Source organism: Paenibacillus sp. PDC88 (assembly GCF_900106725.1).
GTDB lineage: Bacteria > Bacillota > Bacilli > Paenibacillales > Paenibacillaceae > Paenibacillus > Paenibacillus shunpengii.
Genome location: NZ_FNNT01000003.1, coordinates 77,786 through 99,269, shown reverse-complemented (window position 1 = coordinate 99,269; position 21,484 = coordinate 77,786). Strand labels below are relative to the sequence as shown.

At 40.4% G+C, this 21,484-nt stretch carries 16 protein-coding genes; all 16 read left to right on the top strand.

Annotated features, from left to right (window positions below):
* The 16 genes from flgL to tnpB all read left to right on the top strand — a co-directional run bounded on the left by flgL (position 1) and on the right by tnpB (position 21,349).
* The gene (flgL, locus tag BLW49_RS11035) at positions 1-909 is read left to right on the top strand and encodes a flagellar hook-associated protein FlgL (RefSeq protein WP_090724665.1); all 909 of its coding nucleotides are present in this window, start codon (positions 1-3) and stop codon (positions 907-909) included.
* Positions 910-1,109: 200 nt separating this feature from the next.
* Entirely contained in the window at positions 1,110-1,520 is a 411-nt protein-coding gene (locus tag BLW49_RS11030; protein WP_090724663.1) for a flagellar assembly protein FliW, read from the top strand.
* Positions 1,520-1,747, top strand: coding sequence for a carbon storage regulator CsrA (csrA, locus tag BLW49_RS11025; RefSeq protein ID WP_090724662.1), 228 nt, complete (start codon positions 1,520-1,522; stop codon positions 1,745-1,747). The genes BLW49_RS11030 and csrA overlap by 1 nt, the downstream gene beginning before the upstream one ends.
* A gap of 156 nt (positions 1,748-1,903) precedes the next feature.
* Positions 1,904-2,674, top strand: a complete 771-nt coding sequence (locus BLW49_RS11020) for a flagellin N-terminal helical domain-containing protein (RefSeq protein ID WP_090724660.1) — start codon at positions 1,904-1,906, stop codon at positions 2,672-2,674.
* Positions 2,675-2,811: 137 nt separating this feature from the next.
* Positions 2,812-3,147 carry a flagellar protein FlaG gene (locus BLW49_RS11015; RefSeq protein ID WP_090724658.1) on the top strand — a complete coding sequence of 112 codons (336 nt, stop codon included), beginning with the start codon at positions 2,812-2,814 and terminating at the stop codon, positions 3,145-3,147.
* 21 nt (positions 3,148-3,168) lie between these two features.
* A complete protein-coding gene (fliD, locus tag BLW49_RS11010; RefSeq protein WP_090724657.1) occupies positions 3,169-4,662 on the top strand; it encodes a flagellar filament capping protein FliD in 1,494 nt (497 codons plus the stop codon).
* Between the two features lie 18 nt (positions 4,663-4,680).
* Positions 4,681-5,064 (top strand): flagellar export chaperone FliS, encoded by a 384-nt coding sequence (gene fliS / locus BLW49_RS11005; RefSeq protein ID WP_090724655.1) that lies wholly within the window; start codon positions 4,681-4,683, stop codon positions 5,062-5,064.
* Positions 5,064-5,405, top strand: coding sequence for a hypothetical protein (locus BLW49_RS11000; protein ID WP_090724654.1), 342 nt, complete (start codon positions 5,064-5,066; stop codon positions 5,403-5,405). Before fliS ends, BLW49_RS11000 begins: the two co-directional genes overlap by 1 nt.
* Positions 5,406-5,420: 15 nt before the next feature.
* Positions 5,421-7,370 (top strand): glycosyltransferase, encoded by a 1,950-nt coding sequence (locus BLW49_RS10995; protein WP_090724652.1) that lies wholly within the window; start codon positions 5,421-5,423, stop codon positions 7,368-7,370.
* Between the two features lie 20 nt (positions 7,371-7,390).
* Positions 7,391-9,118, top strand: a complete 1,728-nt coding sequence (locus tag BLW49_RS10990) for a glycosyltransferase (RefSeq protein WP_090724651.1) — start codon at positions 7,391-7,393, stop codon at positions 9,116-9,118.
* Positions 9,119-9,162: 44 nt separating this feature from the next.
* Positions 9,163-10,233, top strand: a complete 1,071-nt coding sequence (locus BLW49_RS10985) for a tetratricopeptide repeat-containing glycosyltransferase family 2 protein (protein WP_090724650.1) — start codon at positions 9,163-9,165, stop codon at positions 10,231-10,233.
* A gap of 307 nt (positions 10,234-10,540) precedes the next feature.
* Positions 10,541-15,307, top strand: coding sequence for an S-layer homology domain-containing protein (locus tag BLW49_RS10980; RefSeq protein ID WP_090724648.1), 4,767 nt, complete (start codon positions 10,541-10,543; stop codon positions 15,305-15,307).
* 291 nt (positions 15,308-15,598) lie between these two features.
* Entirely contained in the window at positions 15,599-15,796 is a 198-nt protein-coding gene (locus tag BLW49_RS10975; RefSeq protein WP_007132290.1) for a cold-shock protein, read from the top strand.
* A gap of 545 nt (positions 15,797-16,341) precedes the next feature.
* Positions 16,342-16,914, top strand: coding sequence for a ribosome hibernation-promoting factor, HPF/YfiA family (gene hpf / locus BLW49_RS10970; protein ID WP_076314531.1), 573 nt, complete (start codon positions 16,342-16,344; stop codon positions 16,912-16,914).
* A 541-nt stretch (positions 16,915-17,455) separates the two neighbouring features.
* Positions 17,456-19,963 (top strand): preprotein translocase subunit SecA, encoded by a 2,508-nt coding sequence (gene secA / locus BLW49_RS10965; protein WP_076314532.1) that lies wholly within the window; start codon positions 17,456-17,458, stop codon positions 19,961-19,963.
* Between the two features lie 297 nt (positions 19,964-20,260).
* On the top strand, positions 20,261-21,349 hold the full coding sequence (gene tnpB / locus BLW49_RS10960; protein WP_090724647.1) for an IS200/IS605 family element RNA-guided endonuclease TnpB: 1,089 nt from the start codon (positions 20,261-20,263) through the stop codon (positions 21,347-21,349).
* The last annotated feature ends 135 nt before the right edge of the window (positions 21,350-21,484 follow it).

Sequence of the window (21,484 nt, the reverse complement as noted above, 5' to 3'; positions counted from 1 at the left end):
ATGTCGATCCGAGTAACATCTAGCATGATGAATACGCAAATGCTTAGCAATATCAACAGAAACTTGAACAAGATGAGTAATTTGGAGAATCAGATCTCCACAGGACGTAAGATCAATAAACCTTCCGATGATCCGGTTGGTGTAACCTACGCACTTCGCTATCGTGCGGAGTTAGCTTCTAACGAGCAATATCAATCAAATGTCGATTCCGCTATTAGCTGGCTGGATACTACCGATGCCACAATGCAGCAAGCAACAGATATCGTGACAAGGATCAAGGAGATTGCTGTCCAAGGTTCTAGTGAGACAGTGCCTCAATCAGGACTCGATGCGATAAAAGAGGAAATGGAAGAGCTTCAGAAACAGCTTGTGAATATAGGCAATACCCAAATTCGCGGAAAGTATATCTTCAATGGGCAAAAGTATGATCAGGCCCCTTATGAGCTGACAGGTGGGACGACAAGCTATGCTGGCCTCGATCCTGATAAAGCTGCCGTTAATTTCGGTATAAGTCAGCAAGTGAATATGCAAATCAACACTTCAGGCAGTGACTTCTTCGGGACAAGCACTGAGGACGATAATCTGTTTAAAATTACGGATAATCTGATTGCAGCTCTAGGCAGCGGGGACTACAGTGGAATTCAGGGAGAGCTGACTAAGCTCGAAGATAGAAATACAAAAATGCAGGCTGCACTCTCGGAAGTAGGTGCCCGGACGAATCGGGTTGAGCTCATGCAGAGCCGGCTCAAAGATCAGAATCTTAATCTAACGACCCTACAGTCGAAAACAGAAGATGCAGACATCGCAAGTCTTATGATTCAAGCCACTTCGGCAAGTACGATCTATGAAGCGGCATTACAAGCATCCGCCAAGATTTTAACACCGACATTGATGGACTTTATGAGATAAGATATAACGAGTAAGAATCGTTTGAAAATTCTTCTGATTACAAAGAAAAAAGAGCTATGGACCAGCGAGTCCCTAGCTCTTTTCGTATAAATAGTTGCTTAATAGAAGAGTGAATAGATATCTAATGCATACTAAGGTAGTATTATTTTTATGATGTTAATAAGTTTATTACTCAGACAGATGAATAAGGAGATTATTTTATGAATAGATCCGAAAAAATAAGCTTTTCCAAAGGTCTGCCAGGGTTTGAAGAGTTAAAGTATTATGTTCTTGAAGAGCACAACGAAGTGTTTAGCTATTTAAAATCTACAGAGCGGGATGAAGTATCTTTTGTAGTCGTCGACCCATTTCCTTTCTTTCCAGAATATGAGTTTCAAGCGACTGAAGAAGCTCTCGAGGATATAGGGTTCGTAGACGGTGATAACCTCGAAATTAAATGCATCGTTACGCTTCATAGCAATGTCCAAAAGACAACAGCCAATTTACTTGCTCCTGTGATTATTAATGCTAGCAAAAAGCAAGGGAAACAAATCGTGCTTCATGACAATGGATATACTGCAAAGCATTTGTTATGGCCTAATGTAACCCATACTGAAGGAGGCGATCGCTAATGCTAGTATTATCAAGGAAAAAAGGTGAATCTATCATCATAGGCGAGGATATAGAAATTACTTTGTTGGCTGTAGATTCTGAAACGGTCAAGATTGGTATCAAGGCACCTAAGAATATAGATATCTACAGAAACGAGGTCTATCAAGAAATAAAGCTGAGTAATCAAGAAGCCGCAGTTAACATTAGTCAGCTCAATTCACTGCTTAATTCACTTCCTAAAAATTGAAGTGATTTTCTAGGAAATTTGTTGTAAAGTATAAACAATCCCTGAATCATGGTCGATATATATATTACGGCGGTAATTCTTCAGGGCGGCCGACCTGTGAAGATACGCTCTACCACAAGGATGTGGGAACACACCATTTCAGGGAGGAAATAAACAATGATTATCAATCACAATATTCCAGCGGTAAACACGCACCGCAATATGGGTCTGAACAACACAGCAGCTAGCAAAAACATGGAGAAACTTTCTTCTGGTCTTCGCATTAATCGTGCGGCAGACGATGCAGCAGGTCTCTCGATCTCCGAGTCCATGCGCGGACAAATCCGTGGTCTTGAACAATCACAACGAAATGCTCAAGACGGTATTTCTTTCGTGCAAACAGCTGAGGGTGCGATGAACGAAGTATCTTCCATGCTTACTCGTATGAAAGAACTTAATGTACAAAAAGATAGTGGAACTTACAGCACTGAAGACAAAGCTAATATTGACCAAGAGTTGGATCAACTTGGTGATCAAATCGATGAAATTATGACTAAAACAACATTTAACGGAATCAGTATCACTGCGGGTGCTACTATTACAGTTAATGATAAAGCAACAAGTAAAATTGCTATCGGAAGCATTACTACAACATCCTTTAGTAGTCTAGGTTCTACTACTACGCTTGCTTCGGTCGAAGATGCAATCAAAGCTGTTTCTACAGAGCGTGCGAAACTTGGTGCGGTTCAAAACCGCCTTGAGTACACTTCTAATAACCTTGGTACAACTGTTGAAAACTTGACTGCAGCTGAGTCTCGTATCCGTGATACAGACATGGCTAAAGAAATGGTGGCATTGTCCAAAAATAATATCTTGCTGCAAGCTTCCCAATCTATGTTGGCACAAGCAAATTCGCAACCGCAGGGTGTACTATCCCTTCTTCGTTAATTTATTTTCGCTACTTAAGAGACCTTGGTATAACAAGGTCTCTTTTTTGTTTTATTATTCACTTCACTCTACAATCTTCCGATATAAACAGTAACAATGTTGATTATGATTCCAATATATAGGGAGGATTGACTGCTATGGAAAGTCGGATATCTGGGAGTGGTGTAAGTTTTGGGGGGAACTATGGAAGAACTGGTCATAAATTGAATAATGACAACGAGCAATTGACTATAGCTGCTCTATCGAGAGAAGAAGAAATTGCAGTACAGGAGTTAGAAAAATCAATCAGAGCCATACAAGGTACAGAGAAAACAATTCAGTTCTCCATTCATGAACAAACAAACGCAATTATGATTAAGGTGGTGGATAAAACAACTGGCGAAGTAATTCGAGAGATTCCAAGGGAAAAGCTGCTTGATGTTACCGCCAGAATGATGGAAATTAACGGATTAATTATTGATAAAAGAGCTTGATATTAGGAGGTAAATAAAAATATGCGTATTAGTGGATTTGCTTCTGGACTTGATATAGATTCAATTGTAAAGCAACTGATGACAGCACAGAAAGCTCCTTTGGATAAGCTGAATCAGCAGAAACAGCTTGTAGAATGGAAACGAGAAGATTATAGAACTGTGAGCACCAAGTTGGTCACGTTCCAAGAAAAATTGTCTTCACTGAGTCTAAGCAGTGCTATAGACGCTAAGAAAACGGTGATTTCGGGTGCTTCAAACGTACTTACTGCTAAGCCAACTGGCGCTGCTTCAAATTCGGTATTGAATGTTGAAGTTATTAGTCTTGCAAAGGCATCCACTACTGTACTTCAAGGTACAGCAGGTGCAACAAAAATTTCGGATATTTATGCAGGTGGATATAATGGGGCAGATAACGCAATAAAAATCGGTGAGGCAGATCCGATAGTATTTAATAAAGATGATACAATTGATTCTCTCATAAACAAGATCAATAGTAATAGTAAAACAGGAGTCACTGCAGTTTACGATACAGCATCCGGAAAATTATCTTTTACAAGCAAAGCAACGGGAAAAGACAATACGATCTCTCTATCTGGAGGGTTGGTAAGCAACTCGTCTCTCGTAATTGAATCTACAACCCCAGGTACAGATGCAGAAGTCATTATTAATGGTATTAAAACTACGCAATCTTCTAATAGATTCACTGTGAACGGTCTTGAAATCAGCTTAAATGGAACAACTCCCCAAGATCAAAGTACACAAATTGAAGTTACTCAGGATGTAGATAAAACAGTAGAGACGATTAAAGAGTTTGTAAATGCTTATAATGATACACTCTCATATCTTAACTCAATGACAAGTCAGGAGCGATACAGAACTTATCTGCCTCTTACAACAGAACAAAAAGAGGCGATGAGCGAGAGCGAAATTAAGCTTTGGGAAGAAAAATCTAAGAGCGGTATGTTGAAGAATGATTCTATATTGAATAATACAATAAGCCAGATGCGGCTTGCTGTTATGAGTGATTTTACTTCTGACTTCACTCTTCCCGACGGCAGTGTAGTAAAAAACATGAATCTTACCAATATAGGAATAACTACAGGCGACTATCAACAAAAAGGTAAGCTGCAAATAGACGAAAATAAACTTCGTGCAGCTATAGAGGCTAATCCCGATCAAGTTGCGTCTTTTTTTAAAAAAGTTGATGGTTCTAGCAATACCGGATATACCCAAACGGATGGATTATTCAATAGATTAAAGAAGATAGAACAGGATTCACTAAAGCTTATTTCCGAAAAAGCAGGTACATCTAGATTTAGCACAGATCCTACAACTGCATTTCTGCCTCAAAGCGAAATGGGTGATCAACTGAAATCATTCGATAAAAGAATCTCAGATGTCCAATTAAGATTAAATATGCTGGAGACTCGTTACTACAGACAATTTACAGCAATGGAAACTGCGATGAATAAGTATAATAGTATCTCCTCCAGTTTATCAAGTTTTATTTCGTAAAGATAAGGAGAGGTTTGAATGTTTAGTACAGCTCAAAAAAAATATCAACAAACCAGTATGCAGACAGCTTCACCTTCGCAGTTATTATTAATGCTTTATGATGGAGCAATCCGATTTGTGAAAGCGGGTATAGCTGCGATAGAAGAGAAAAATATAGAGAAGACGAATATGTTTTTTGGCAAAGCTCAAGCAATCATTCACGAACTAATTGCATCTCTTAATTTCAATTATCAAATTTCTAATCAATTATACCAAGTATATGAGTATATGATTCACCGTTTAATACATGCCAATATACACAAAGATCTGGGAGCTGCGTCTGAAATCCTTAATCAGCTTGTAGAGTTGAGAGATACTTGGGACTTAGCGAGTAAGTCCCTTACTACTAAAGGAGAATATTGATGACGGCCATTTTATCTTCACTTATCAATGAATTAGAAAGAAATGTAAATGAATTGTTATCAGTGGTGAACCATGCAAATTACGAGCAAATTGTTGAATTAGTTGATAAGAAAGAAGAGATCGTTAGCAACTTATTAGAATATAAAGAAGAGTTGAGTTTAGATACAAAAGAGAAAATTAAAGCTTTAATGATACAAGATAGTTTAGTTATTTCTAGGATGCAGTCACTGAAAGATGAAGCAACTGAGTGGTTATTAAAAAGAGAATCAATTAAAGAACAACGTTCAGCTTATAACATGAACTATACTCCAGACAGTTTCTTTTTTGATAAGAAGAATTAAATTAAGGTGGTATTTATGAACAACCTACTGAGTGTCTGCATGATTGTCAAGGACGAAGAAGCCGTGTTATCCCAGGCGCTTGAAAGCATTAAAAGTGTTGCTGATGAAATAATAATTGTTGATACTGGCTCCACAGATAAGACAAAAGAGATAGCTGCAAAATATACTGAACAAGTTTATGATTTTGAATGGTGCAATGACTTCGCAGCTGCAAGAAATTACTCTATTCAATTCGCTAAGGGCCAATGGATTCTTATCATGGATGCTGACGAGTATTTGCCTAATCATCAAATTCATTTATGGAGAGACTTGTTAAAAAAAGAGAATCCCCATAAAGAGCTGGTTTATACATTAATGATAGTAAATCATTTGGACGACAGAAAACTAAACCATCAAATTTCGACAGCTCCAGTAACAAGACTATTTCCTAATTATAATGGAATTAAATTTACTAACCCTATCCATGAACAATTAGTTGGGAAGAATGGAATGCTGCAAAGTAAACTGTTCGAGCTCAATATTTTTCACTCAGGATACCAACAATCAATTATTGAAAGCAAGAAAAAGCATGAGCGTAATATGTACATCTTTAATGAGATGCAAAAAAAAGGTGAGATGAGTGCCTATGATTATTTTACACTTGGGAACCAACATGCCCATGGTGGAGAAGAATCAAAGGCAATTGAATGTTTTAATATAGCTCTAGAAAGAGGATCCGATACAAGCACATGGTATCCTTTCTGCTTAATGGGACTAATTACTTTATATATAAGGCAGGATATGCTCGATAAATCATGGGATTTAATTGAGACGAAACTCAAGAAGTTTGCAGATTATCCTGAGTATTTCGTAACTAGAGGGATTCATTACGAAACTTTGGGCTATTTCAAAGAAGCAGAGGAAAGCTATGAGAAAGGTATACAATGTGCAGAAAAAAATGCAAAATGGTCACGTGAAATTTGGCTGACAGATCCGAAGTTTGCTTTCTATTTACCTGTATATCAATTAGTTAATCTCTGTTTTCGTGTAAATAAGGAAGAAAGAGCTGTTTATTGGCTGACAAAAATAATTAAGAGTAATCAAAGGGATGGAGAGGCTTTATTAAGATTATTAGAGTGGCTTTTACAGCATGAGACAATTGAAGATATTTTGGATATGTTAGGCAGGACACTAGAGTTAAAAGATAACTACGATTTAAATTTAATTTACAAAATAGCTTTAAGTCTAAGTAATAAAGATATTATTGACCATTATCAAAATCTCCAACCAATGGATTCTCCTGTGCAGTGGACAGACCAGCTAAGATTAGGACTAGTAAATAAGGATGTAAATCAATGGCTCGAGGCCGCTTCAAACTTAAAAGATATTTCGCGAGAAAATATTAATACAAAAATAGCATTAGCTGCAGGCTTCATAATTTGGAATAATAAAGCAGTGATTGATAACAGTGGATATATATTTGATGGTGAAGAGGGTCCAGAATTTAACGAATTACTTTACACTTTAGTTGATGATAGAGAATTTACAACAGAAATGATTGTAAAATGGAGTAAAGAGCTTTTTCTAATCTGTAAAGCACTATTTCAATTAAAGCAATTCGATGATTATGATCGTCTTATTGCTAAAGTCAAACATCCAAAGATAACTAATATGCTGGCAAATTATTTCTACAAGGTAGGATTATACGAGTTAGCTTTTCAATATTATTCATCATTATTATCTACAAATGATTTAGATGTGATAAGTTTAGAAAACTTAGGACTTTACATGTACAATTATGGCCAGCATGAAGATTCGATAGAATTTTTAAGAGAAGCTTTGAGAAAAGACCCAAAGAGAAGACATCTTTATTATCCTTTAATCCTACAAGCATCTGGGTCCATCAGAGAGGAATATATTGAGAAATTTAAGAACGAATTTGACCCTTTCTTATCTATTAAGTTTATAAAAAAAACATTTGCTTAAACATAAACAAGGAGGGTCATGTGAAGACTTCAATTATAATTTTGACTTTGAACCAGCTAAGCTATACGAAGGAATGTATTGAAAGTATTAGGAAATTTACTGAGTCCTCGACTTACGAAATTATTGTTGTTGACAATAATTCAAATGATGGTACGGTAGATTGGTTGAGAGAGCAGCAAGATATAATAGCAATATATAATCAGACCAACAAAGGATTTCCGGCTGGCTGTAATCAAGGTATTCGAATAGCCAAAGGCTCAGACATTTTATTGCTAAACAATGATACTATTGTAACAACCAACTGGCTAGAAAATTTAAGGGCTGCTTTATACAGTGGTGAACAAATAGGAGCAGTTGGTTGTGTGACAAACAATTCATCCTATTATCAACAGATTGATACAAGTTATCAGACTTTATCAGATATGCATAATTTTGCTGCAGAATTTAATATTTCCAGTCAAGATAAATGGGAAGAAAGATTGAAATTAGTAGGATATTGCATGTTAATAAAGAAAGACGTCGTAGACATGGTTGGATTGTTAGATGAACGGTTTACTCCAGGTAATTATGAAGATGATGATTATAGCTTAAGAATAAGAAAAGCAGGATATAAGCTGGTTTTATGTAAAGATACGTTTATCCATCATTATGGAAGTGTTTCCTTTAGAGAACAAAGCGATGCTTATAGTGAATTGATGTTATCTAATTCCAACAAATTTAAGGAAAAATGGGGGTTCAATCCTGATTATAATCAGCATATTAGGTTCGAGATTATAGACATGATTGAATCTGGATTCAAAGATTGTATTAATATTCTTGAGGTAGGGTGTGCTTGTGGAGGAACACTATTACAGATTAAGAATTTGTATAAAAATGCTGTGCTTTACGGAATAGAATTAAACGATCAAGCAGCAGGTGTTGCTTCTCTTGTTTCGAATGTTAAATCATTTGACATTGAGAATGAATCTCTCTTTGACTACGAAAAAGGCTATTTCGACTATATCATATTTGCAGATGTACTCGAACATTTAAAGGATCCTTGGAAAGTGCTTGATCATATGAAAGAATATTTAAAGCCGGACGGACACATTATTGCAAGCATACCTAATATTATGCATTACAGTGTGATGTCTGGACTTTTACAGCGAGGGCAATGGAATTATGCCAAATCAGGTATACTTGATGAGACACATTTAAGATTTTTTACCTATGATTCTATTCAAAGAATGTTTATGAATGCTCACTATAAAGAGATAAGCATAACTGGGAAAGAAATATACAATTCTAAAGCAGAGAAATTTATTGGAGAATTATCCAAATTTTCAAATGGTGCAATGCTTCAACAGTTTACTGTTTACCAGTATCTCGTTAAGGCTAAGAATACTGATTTATACAATAAATTAAAATATATAAATGATAATGATTGCAGTACTACCGATATATTTGAGCTCTTTTTCGGGTATGAAGATCAAGAAATGATTGATCAGATCTTACATTCCGAAGAAATTGATGGTTGTAAAGTGCTTAATTCTATAGGAGTATCATTTTTTGAGAATGGTAAACACGAACGCGTAATCCCTTTTTTCCTAGAAGCAATTGAGCTAAATCCCTCAGACAGAGAAGTTCTTTATAACCTTTCGTATTTCTTGAATTATGTTGGTGAAGACCAATTGTCTGCTGACTATCTTAATCGACTAAGAATAGTTGATACGAACTTATCGGAACAATTGGAAAGTATTTTTTCATAATGAAAGTTAATATGTTATTAAGATAAAACTCTACGGAGATAAATATGAATTCTACCCTTGCTTTAGTCATGATTGTTAAGGATGAAGCTTCTGTGTTAGAACGCTGTCTTGAGAGTGTGAATAACCTGGTTGATGAGATTGTTATTGTCGACACTGGATCTACAGATAATACTAAGGATATTGCGCGCAAATTTAATGCTCGGATTTTTGATTACGTGTGGGAGCAGGATTTTTCAGCAGCACGAAATTATGCTCTTTCACATATGAAAAGTGATTGGAGTATAGTGCTCGATGCAGATGAAGTGATAGCTAATGATTGTGAGCAATTAATCAGATCATTTATAAACTCACATGAGGCTATAGGGAAAGTGAAGATAATAAATAAATTCTTGGGTTCGGACGGCATTAATTACGAGCAATGTTATATATCTAGGCTATTTCCTTCTCATTGCAGATATACTGGAAAAATACATGAACAAATAGATTCAGATCTTCCACGTAAGATAATAGATATCGAAATACAGCATGACGGATACCTGGAGAAGAAGAAAAGCTCAAGAAACATACCGATACTAAAAAAAGTGATTGAAGAGAATCCTCAAGATCCATACTATTACTATCAGATTGCAAAAGAGTATCGGGGATTAGATGAGCATCTCGAATCCAATAAGTATTTGGAGCAGGCCTATTCACTAATGAACTTAAGAGAACCTTATGCACCAAGGATCATAATCGATTATTTGTATTCTATGATAAACTCTAATCTCTTACATAAGGGTTTGGACGTAATAGAGGATAATCGGGATTTTCTGTGGGATAACCCAGATTTCTTTTTTGTATCGGGTCTTTATCTACTAGAAGTTACATTAAGTAATCCTGAACAATTCATTAGCTTGTTACCGCTTATTGAGAAGTATTACTTAAGAGCTCTTGAGATCGGTGATAGCAATTCTGAAGGTAGTGTATTAGGTACCGGGAGTTTTGCTGCACATCATAATTTAGGTGTGTACTACGAAGCGACTGGAGAACTGCCTTTAGCTAAAGAACAATATGAGCAGGCTGCAAAGTATAATTATGAACCTTCTATTGAAAGAATGAAAAATTTATTAATATAGGCTCACTTGATGTTTTGTTACAAGATGAGCCAACTAATCAAAGATAGCTCTGGAGTTTATTCCAGTGCTATCTTTTTTGCATTTAAAGACGTGAGTTACTTTCAATGATCATCCAAAATAATATATTTTTTGACAACATCTAGCACAAATAAAATTAAAATGGTATTATATTCCTAGATGAGTAGTTCATTAGACTTAGTTCTATAGATATAATTATATCTCGCATATCAGAGAAATTAGTCTTTAGGACCCTAGTTTTAGCTGTTTCAACTTTATTTCTATATTCAAACATCAGGGAGGAATAAAAGTGAGTAAGAAAGTTCGTGGTACAGTCACAGGGTTATTAAGCATCAGTATGGCGCTGAGTTCATTGGGCACCGTAGGAGCTGCACAATTAGGAAAAGACTTGGAAGGACATTGGGCGGAGAGCCAGCTTCAAAGCTGGATTAACCAAGGGAACCTTAATGGATATGCAGATGGAACGGTTAAGCCTAATCAGTCGATTTCACGTGCTGAATTTGTTTCTTTAATCAACCGAAGCTTTGGATACTCAGCACAGGCTCCAATATCTTTTGAGGATTTATCTGTATCCAATTGGGCATATACCGATATTGCCAAAGCCGTTGAGGCAGGATATGTACAAGGATATGAGGACAATACGTTCCGACCTGGCACAACCGTAACTAGACAAGAAGCAGCAGTCATGATTTCCAAATTATTAAATGTGAAGAGCAATGATTATAATACGCTGAATCAATTTTCAGATCGTAACAGTATTGCTGGCTGGAGTAAAGCAGCGGTTGCTTCCGTAGTAGAGCGAGAAGTAATGAAGGGATATCCGAATGATACGTTTGCTCCTCTCCGTTCTTTGACCAGAGCAGAAGCAATAGTTTTGATTGATAACGCGATAGCAAATGAAAAAGAGTTGAATACGATTACATATGACGAAGCTGGAACATATGGCTCTGATGAAGAGAAGACAGTTATCGAAGGTAACGTCATTATTAGCGTGCCAGATGTCACGCTCGTGAACACAGAGATTAAAGGGGATCTTCTGTTTGCTGAAGGTATTGGAGCAGGAGATGTCACTATAAAAAATGTAAAGGTTTATGGTACGACGAATGTAGAGGGCGGCGGTGAGAATTCCATTCATCTCGTGGATTCTGTCCTCATCAACATTGTTGTTAACAAGAAGGACGGTACTGTACGTATAGTAGCAGAGGGATCCACAAGTGCTCAGAACGTAATTGTGAACTCATCTGTAAAATTGGAAGAGGAAAATGCATCAGGCGTAGGTTTTACAGATGTGGAGCTGTCGAGAGAACTTCCATCGAATAGCACCGTTGTATTAAACGGAATATTTGATGATGTAGATCTGTATGCTGCCTCTATTTCCGTTGAACTGGTTCGTGGCTCCATTGAGAATTTCTTGGTAAGCGAAGATGCAGACGGCAATGAAATTACACTTAGCAGCAATACTCGAATTGCTCAGCTTGTACTGGGTGCAATGACTCAATTATTGGGTTCAGGGACGATTTCGAAAGCTACATTAAATGAGGGTGCTCAAGGCTCTTCATTTGAGACCAAGCCAAGTCAATTGGATGGTGTACAAAAGGATAACGTCATTTTACCACCAAGTACTACACCTCCAGTATCTAGCGGTGGCAGTGGAGGTGGTGGAAATTCGGGAAATAATCCGGACCCGGTACCGGCTCAAGTAGACAAATCGGCATTGTTCGTGGCATTAAATATTGCGAGAGATCTGATTGAAGACGTTCCAGTTGGTACAGAACCAGGCCAAATTAATCAGGATAGTAAAAATGCACTTATATCTGCAGTTGCTTTTGCTGACGTTGTTTATCTTAATGCGAATGCGACTCAAGCACAGGTGAATCAATCTCACGCTGACCTGGTTGCTGCGATTGAAGCATTCAACGCCGCAATTATAACAGATAGTACAGAAGAAGGATTACAAGCAGCGAAGTTAGAGCTTGGTCTTACCATTAACAATGCTAAATCCCTCAACGAAGCAGTTTATGTAGGCGAAGAGGTAGGTCAGGTTTCTGTACAAGCCAAAATTGATTTCACTGAAGCTATTCGTGTTGCTGAAGCCGTATATGCTGATATAACGGTTAGTGTTGCGGAAGTCAATCTGGCAAACCGTAATCTCGATAATGCAGTTCAAACGTTCCAGAGTGCAATAAATAAAGAGGATCAAGATGGTTCAGACGAGTTGGAGAATGCGAAGCAACAATTATACGTAAGGATCGTAGAAGCTGATCAGCTTTATGTTAATACAAGTGTAGGTGAAGAGGTAGGCCAAGTCTCACAAGCTGCTAAAGAGAATTTAGATGCAGCTATAACGGTGGCTAAGTCTGTATATTCAAATCAAACGGACATCAACGTTGTCAATGTAGCGACTTCAAGCTTAAATGAAGCGATTAGCAGCTTTAATGCTGCTATTATCACAGACGAGCAAGTAGAATCCGAAGCTGTCAAAGCAGCAAAAGCAGTGTTGTACAGCGAGATTAAAAGAGCCACTGTAATTGCTGATACTTACGTTGTCGGGGATCAGATCGGACAAGTGCCAGCGGAGCAAAAAGAAGCCCTTGATGAGCAAATTTCTGTTGCTAAGAGTGTGTATAGTAATGTAGAAATATCATCGCAAGCTGTGTATACCGCAATTTCAGATCTTCAATTGGCTGTAAGCATACTTGAGTCATCTGTCATTGAAGTGGTTTCTGTGACAACACTATCTGAGCTTAGTGAAGCTGTGACAATTAATAACAACAAGATCAAGCTGGAAGCCAATCTCGTAGGACAGCAATCTGTGGCAATTACAGGCGAAAATGTTCAAATAGATGGCTATGGTTTTACTCTACAAATCACAGGTAAAGGTAACCGATTCACAGTGGAGAACGATGGTGCATCTGTAAGCAACCTGACCATAAAAGACTCTGCTGAATACAATCTTCAAGTATATAATGCCAATAATGTGATCATTGAAGATGTCATCTTGCAGAACTCGCTTAAAGGCGGATTATTGATTAACGGATCAGAGGTTACTGCAAATAACGTAACAACAAGCGGGAATGCATGGGGTGGTATCGAAGTTTCGAAAGGAGCAGGAGAAGGGCTTAAAGCTTCTACTCTTACAGTCAAGGGAACAAGCAGCCATGACGAAGCAGTAGCGATCTGGACAGTGAACCCAACTGGTGAAGGTAACCAGGTTATTGATGCATCTGAGCAATACCGTTCCTATGCTGATGTGCGTCCTGATAAACAAGGCTATACCAACTATATTCTGAAAGATGCATACCAAGTAGTAAGTTCACTAGCAGAATTTAAACAAGCGGTTACTATCGACAACAACAAGGTTCAACTGTGGGCCGATTTGTCGGGAGAAGAGTCGGTAGCAGTTACAGGTGAAAATGTAGAACTAGATGGGAACGATTTTACACTAGAGATCACAGGTAAAGGTAATCGATTCACCGTAGAGAACGATGATGTATCTATAAGCAATCTGACCATTCAAGGTTCCACTGAATACAATCTTCAAGTATATAATGCCAACAATGTGAACATCAATGATGTAATCTTGCAGAACTCGCTTAAGGGTGGACTGTTGGTTAACGGATCAGAAGTTACTGTGAATAACATAAAGACAATCGGCAATGATTGGGGCGGTATCGAAGTTTCAAAAGGAGCAGGAGAAGGGCTTAAAGCTTCTACTCTTACAGTTAAGGGAACAAGCAGCCATGACGAAGCAGTAGCGATCTGGACTGTGAACCCAGCTGGTGAAGCTAACCAGGTTATTGATGCATCTGAGCAATACCGTTCCTATACTGATGTGCGTCCTGACAAACAAGGATATACCAACTATATTTTGAGTGAAGCATATCAAGTTGTAAATTCACTAGCAGAATTTAAACAGGCGGTTACTATCGACAACAACAAGGTTCAACTGGGAGCTGATTTAGCCGGAGAAGAGTCGGTAGCAGTTACTGGAGAAAATGTTCAAATTGATGGCGATGGCTATACTCTTGAGATCACCGGTGAAGGTAACAGATTCACCGTTGAGAACGATGGTGTATCTGTAAGCAATCTGACCATTCAAGGTTCCACTGAATACAATCTTCAAGTATATAATGCCAACAATGTGAACATCGAAGATGTCATCTTACAGGACTCGCTTAAAGGCGGACTATTAATTAACGGATCAGAAGTTACTGTAAGTAATGTGACAACAAGCGGGAATGCATGGGGTGGTATCGAAGTTTCGAAAGGTGCAGGAGAAAGTCTTCAAGCTTCTACTCTTACGGTTAAGGGAACAAGCAGCCATGACGAAGCAGTAGCGATCTGGACAGTAAACCCATCTGGTGAAGGTAACCAGGTTATTGATGCATCTGAGCAATACCGTTCCTATGCTGATGTGCGCCCTGACAAGCAAGGCTATACCAACTATATTCTGAAAGATGCACACCAAGTAGTAAACTCGTTCCAAGAACTTTCTGCTGCAGTTAAGGGGGATGGCAATAAAATCAAACTCGGGAAATCGATTACCGAAACAGGCGTCGTTCTCGAAGTTACAGGTCAAAATGTAATTATTGAAGGTGCTAATCATACACTTAGCCTTACCGAAGCAGGAAATAGCTTCGTTATCTTTGGTAACGGTACACAGCTCAAGAATCTTACCGTGGCTGGTTCACAGAAATACAACATCCATGTTTACAAGGCTACCGGTGTTGCACTAGAGAATGTAAATCTAACCACAGCCCTGAATGGTGGTATGCTCGTTAACGGTGCAGAGGTATCGGTGCACAATATCGAGACTTCCGATAATGCATGGGGAGGAATTGAAGTCTCCCGAGGCACCAATGTTGAGTCACAACCTACACTAACGGTTGAGGGAATTAGTCACCACAATGAGGAAGTTGCAATCTGGACTGATCCTAAGAATGGAAGTGCGCCAACAATTAAGGATGTTTCGAATCAATACAGAGTAGAAGACATCACAGCTCCAGGTAAGGAAGGCTTTAAGTATTACTATTTTGAACCTACTGCAGTTAACTAGGGTCTAAGTTTGTAATGGACTAGGATATACTTCGTAAAATCAATATGGGGATTGCTTGGGGTGATGACGATCAGTCTCGTTGTTACCAAGCAATCTCCTTTTATTTGGAATGATTTTAAATTAAACAGAAGTTCATGGAAAGGACAATTTTCGACAATATATTAACATTCATATGTTATTTATTTGAAGGTAATCATTTTCTTTACCAATTGACAATGGATAAGTTTGGATGGTATAGTCGGAGATGTGAGCCAAGCTCACTTCATTTGATGACGAAGGGAATGTTCGTGCATGCAAGGTAAAGTTAAATGGTTTAACGCAGAAAAAGGTTATGGTTTCATCGAGACTGAGGAAGGCGGCGACGTATTCGTACACTTTTCCGCAATCCAATCCGAAGGCTTCAAGACTTTGGAAGAAGGTCAATCCGTAGAATTCGAAATCGTCGAAGGCGCACGTGGACCACAAGCTGCTAACGTAATCAAATTATAATCATCCCGGCTTAGCCCGACCTACATATAACGGTTAGATGGTTAACAATTGAGTTTAGCTAGCGTCAACCTTGAGACAGTTGTCTCAAGGTTTTTTTTGTTCCCGCTGGAAGGGTTGATTTCTAATCCTTGTTCAGTGGGAGTACCAAGTTACACATGAGAGGACAAACACATGCATGGTCTCTTTGGAATATCCAATTCCTAATTTTGATATGCACCCTTCTTAGAATCTCAGCCCCATGCAAGACAACTTCAACCTTATCTCACCGAGATCTAAAGCTTATTTTCTTGCATAACCAGAAATTTTAATTTCACATCATATTAAATTTCCGACAAAATGAGCGGAAGTCTCCGTCAAAATCCGCAGATTTCTTCTCATTTCACAAGGCTAACACAGTATTTTAACCGATTCCTGCTCGGCTCAAACGCTCCTCATACAATTGTCATAACTTTGTGTTATATATGTGTAAAACGCCCTCATTCTTTTTACATTCGCCTAACAAACATGTTATAATCGAGGTGCAAAGGAAAAGGAGGAATTGCCCTATGAATTTGAGTATTCGAGGTCAACAAATCGAGGTTACCGATGCTTTGAAAGAATATGTCGACAAGAAACTTAGCAAGCTAGAGAAGTATTTCGATGAACCTCTAACCTCTGATGGCAATGTGACACTCAGCGTGAATGTTAACCGCGGGTTCCACACTGTTGAGGTTACGATTCCGATGAAAGGTCTAGTCCTTCGCGCAGAAGACGAGAGCACTGACATGTATGCGTCCATTGACGCTGTGGTGGAGAAGCTTGAGCGTCAGATTCGGAAGCATAAGACGAAGATCAACCGCAAATTCCGTCAAGAAGATAATCTAAAGACGTTTTTTGTTGAAAATGTTCCTGCCAGCCCGTCCCCAGTGACCGATGAGGAGCTGGACAGTGAGTACGACGATCTGGAAGTGGTCCGCACGAAGAGGTTCTTTCTGAAGCCGATGGATGTGGAAGAAGCCATTTTGCAGATGAACATGGTCGGCCATAACTTCTTTGTATTCTCCAATATTGAGAACAATGAGGTCAATGTCGTGTACAAGCGTAATGACGGTAAATATGGCTTGATTGAACAGGAATAAGCAGCCAGAATGATGGCTGAATCGTGCAGGATGTGTGCTGTTAAGGTTTGAATTGAGAATTTGGATGAACTGGAAAATAACCCGGAGCCCTCTCTTTGATGAGCAGGGGCTCTTTTTTGTATTTTTCCACATAATGTCTTCGTCAAATAGCGAAACTTAATATTAGGCTCATGCGTCTATATATACAGGGTCTTGCCGGAAGAAGGGATAGGGCTGTGATGTGTTTCACTGCTCTTTTCAATCGCGGAATTCGGTGAAAATAAAGGGCTTGCCCTTGTTGCGACTGCCTTGACAAACTGTTACAATTTAGGCAAAACCATTTTTATGTATACTACTGAATCAAATTCATCCTTGTACTGAGTTTTGAAATGGATTCACCGCATTTTGGATATGCATAAAAATTTAATGATTGATTCGATATGAACATCAGCTTGTGCATGTAAGAACTTTGAATGAATAACGAACCACTCAAGTTCCTAACATTTACCCTTTGCATGCCGAGTTTGATTCTAACATCTGTTTTGCACGAAAGGGGTTAACCATGCTAGGACTAGTGAAGAAGATCTTCGGCGACACCAACGAGCGTGATGTCAAACGTCTGATGAAGACGGTCGATACGATTAATAAAATGGAACCGGAATTTGCCGCGCTTTCCGACGCTCAGCTCAAAGGGAAGACAGAGGAGTTCCGCGCACGGATCGAGAAAGGGGCTACTCTTGAAGAACTGCTGCCGGAAGCTTTTGCTACTGTACGGGAAGCATCGAAGCGTGTTTTGAATAAGCGTCACTACGACGTACAGCTGGTTGGCGGTATTGCACTGCATGAGGGCCGTATTGCAGAGATGAAGACAGGGGAAGGGAAGACGCTTGTCGGAACGCTGCCTGTATATCTCAATGCACTTCTTGGCAAGGGTGCTCATGTGGTTACGGTCAATGACTATTTGGCTCAGCGTGACAGCCAAGAGATGGGACAGATTTATGAGTTCCTTGGCATGACTGTTGGAATTAACCTGAGCGGTATGGATCATGCGTCCAAGCAGGCTGCATATGCATGTGATATTACTTACGGAACGAACAACGAGTACGGGTTCGACTACCTGCGTGACAACATGGTTCTTTATAAGGAACAGATGGTACAGCGTCCGCTGTATTTCTGTATCATTGATGAAGTGGACTCCATCCTCGTTGACGAAGCGCGTACACCGCTCATCATTTCCGGACAAGCCCAGAAATCGACAGAGCTTTATTTTGCAGCCGATCGTTTCGTGAAGAAGCTGGTCGCTGAAGAAGACTACACTGTAGATATCAAGGTCAAGTCCGTAGCGCTGACGGAAGCAGGGGTTGCGAAGGCGGAGCGTGCTTTTGGCATTGATAACTTGTACGACCAAGCCCATGTCACGTTGAATCACCATATCGTGCAGGGGCTTAAGGCGAATGTCATCATGCGTCGTGACGTAGATTACGTCGTTGCCGAAGGTGAAGTTGTCATCGTTGACGAATTTACAGGCCGTCTGATGGCGGGGCGTCGTTACAGTGATGGCCTGCACCAGGCGATCGAAGCGAAGGAAGGCATTGAAGTTCAGAATGAGAGCATGACGCTCGCGACGATTACCTTCCAGAACTATTTCCGGATGTACAAGAAGCTGGCAGGTATGACCGGTACGGCGAAGACGGAGGAAGAAGAGTTCAAGAAGATTTATGGACTTGAAGTGCTTCAAGTACCGACGAACCGTCCGAACCAGCGTCAGGATATGGCGGATGTAGTCTACAAGAGCGTAGACAGCAAGTTCAGAGCCGTGGTGAACGAGATTGTAGAACGCCATGCGAAGAAGCAGCCGGTGCTCGTGGGTACCGTATCCATTGAGAACTCAGAGGTTCTGTCTGAGATGCTGAAGCGCAAGGGCGTGAAGCATCAGGTATTGAACGCGAAATACCATGCAGAGGAAGCACAGATCATCTCCGGCGCAGGTCAGGCTGGAGCAGTAACGATTGCGACCAACATGGCTGGACGCGGTACAGACATTATCCTCGGTGAAGGCGTAGCGGAGCTTGGCGGATTGCACATTATCGGTACCGAGCGCCACGAGTCGAGACGGATTGATAACCAGCTGCGCGGTCGTGCCGGACGTCAGGGTGACCCGGGTTCGACGCAGTTCTATCTGTCGCTTGGCGATGAGCTCATGAAGCGCTTCGGTGCTGACAACGTACTGAACATGATGGAGCGTCTTGGCTTTGAGGAAGATCAGCCGATCGAGAGCAAGATGATTACGCGTGCCGTAGAATCGGCTCAGAAGCGTGTTGAAGGCAACAACTTCGATATGCGTAAAGTCGTTCTTCAATATGACGATGTGATGAACCAGCAGCGTGAAGTCATCTACAAGCAGCGCCGTGAAGTGCTGGAGTCCGAGAACATTAAGCAGATCGTGATGGAGATGATCCGTGGAACGATTCAGCGTAATGTGGAAGCTCACTGTCCGGATGATATCCCAGAGAACTGGGAGCTGCAGGAAGTGGCAGATTATATAAACAGCAAGATGCTCGAAGAGGGCGCAATTACCCGCGATGATCTGTGGGGCAAAGAGGTTGAAGAGATCGTTGAGTTCATCTTTGGCAAGGTACAGGAGAAGTATGATGCCCGTGAAGAACGCATTGGGGAAGAAATGGTGCGTGAGTTCGAGAAGGTTATTGTGCTTCGTGCGGTAGACAGCAAATGGATGGACCATATTGATGCGATGGATCAGCTGCGTCAAGGGATTCACCTTCGGGCGTACGGCGGTACAGATCCGCTTCGCGAGTATCAGTTCGAAGGATTTGCGATGTTCAACGAGATGATCTCCACGATTCAGGAGGAAGTCGCGACTTATGTCATGAGAGCTCAAATCGAGAGCAACCAGGAGCGTCAAGCGGTTGTGGACGAGAAGCAGATCTCGACAAGCGGTGAACCTGCGGAGAAGCGTCCCGTGAAGGTAGCAGACCAAATCGGACGCAATGATCCTTGTCCTTGCGGCAGTGGCAAGAAATATAAACATTGCCATGGTCAAACTTCTTAATTCGGCATAGAATATAATATAAATTAAGGGTTTTGCTCAGAATCCCACCTGTGTGATGGGAAGAATACGTGCTATAGCGTGATGCATAATCCAAAATAGATTTTATTTAATAATACAGCTCCTTGAGACTTGCCCGTATTCATGTACGCAGGTCTCAGTGGGGCTTTATCATACCCTAGCGAGAATACTTCTCTTCAAGCACTTGAATAGGGGGAGCGACTTTTTTGCTTTTTTGCCCACTAGACGAACGTATGTGCTACAATGTGTCTAAGCATCCAGATAAAGGAGGTTTTGGGCATGTTGGTAAAAAAGGCTTTCAAGTATCGCATTTACCCTAACGATGAACAGCAGTTGCTTATTCAAAAAACGTTGGGCTGTTGCCGTTTCGTCTTTAATCACTTCCTAGAACAGTGGAATACAACTTATGCTGAAACAGGCAAAGGGTTGTCTTACAGCAAATGTGCCAAACAACTGCCTGTATTAAAAACCTCACTGGAATGGCTTGAAGAAGTGGACAGTACGGCGCTTCAAACTGCCGCACGCCATCTTGCAGACAGCTTTAATCGTTTTTTCAAGAAGAAAAGCCGTGCTCCGCGTTTCAAAAGCCGCCGCAATCCTGTTCAGAGCTACACGGCTAAGCATACGAATGGGAATATTGCGATCCGTGGTCATGAGATCAAGCTTCCCAAGCTGGGGTGGATGCGCTTTGCCAACTCCAGGGCATGCGAAGGTCGTATCATTTCAGCGACCATACGGCGCAATGCATCAGGCAAGTATTTCGTCTCCATCCTTTGTGAAGTGGAGCAAGAGCCGCTCCCTGCCGCACATAAGCATATCGGCATTGACTTGGGCTTAAAGGAATTTGCCGTCTGTTCAGACGGGCTGCGGGTAGAAAGCCCGAAGGCATTTCGCCGCTATGAAAAGAAGTTAGCCTTCTGGCAACGCCGCATGAGCCGCCGTACAAAGGGAGGCTCAAATTGGCATAAAGCCAAGATGAACGTGGCTCGCATCTATGAGAAGATCGCGAACATTCGCCAGAACTTCTTGCAGCAGCTGACAACCAAGCTGATTCGTGAAAACCAAACGATCAGCATAGAAAGCTTAGATGTGGTGAACATGCTTAAAAACACCAAACTTGCGAAATCGATAGCGGATTCGTCGTGGGGTGAATTTGAACGCCAGCTTACCTATAAAGCGAAATGGTATGGACGAACCTTGAAGTTTGCGGATACCTTCGCACCGACAAGCCAAACCTGCCATGTATGCGGCTATGTAAATCCAAAGATCAAACTTCTGTCTATACGGGAATGGAGTTGTCCATCCTGCAAGACGAGCCATGATCGGGACGACAATGCCGCTCAAAATATTAAGCGAGTCGCTATATAGCTGCTCGCACAGACAAGTTGTGGGAACCACAGCTTCTCTTGGGGTACTGCACAAGCAGGACAGTTTCAAACCGATGGGTTTGACAATCCAAGAATCCCCCATCTCTTTAGATGGTGGGAGTGTTCAACTACAAGT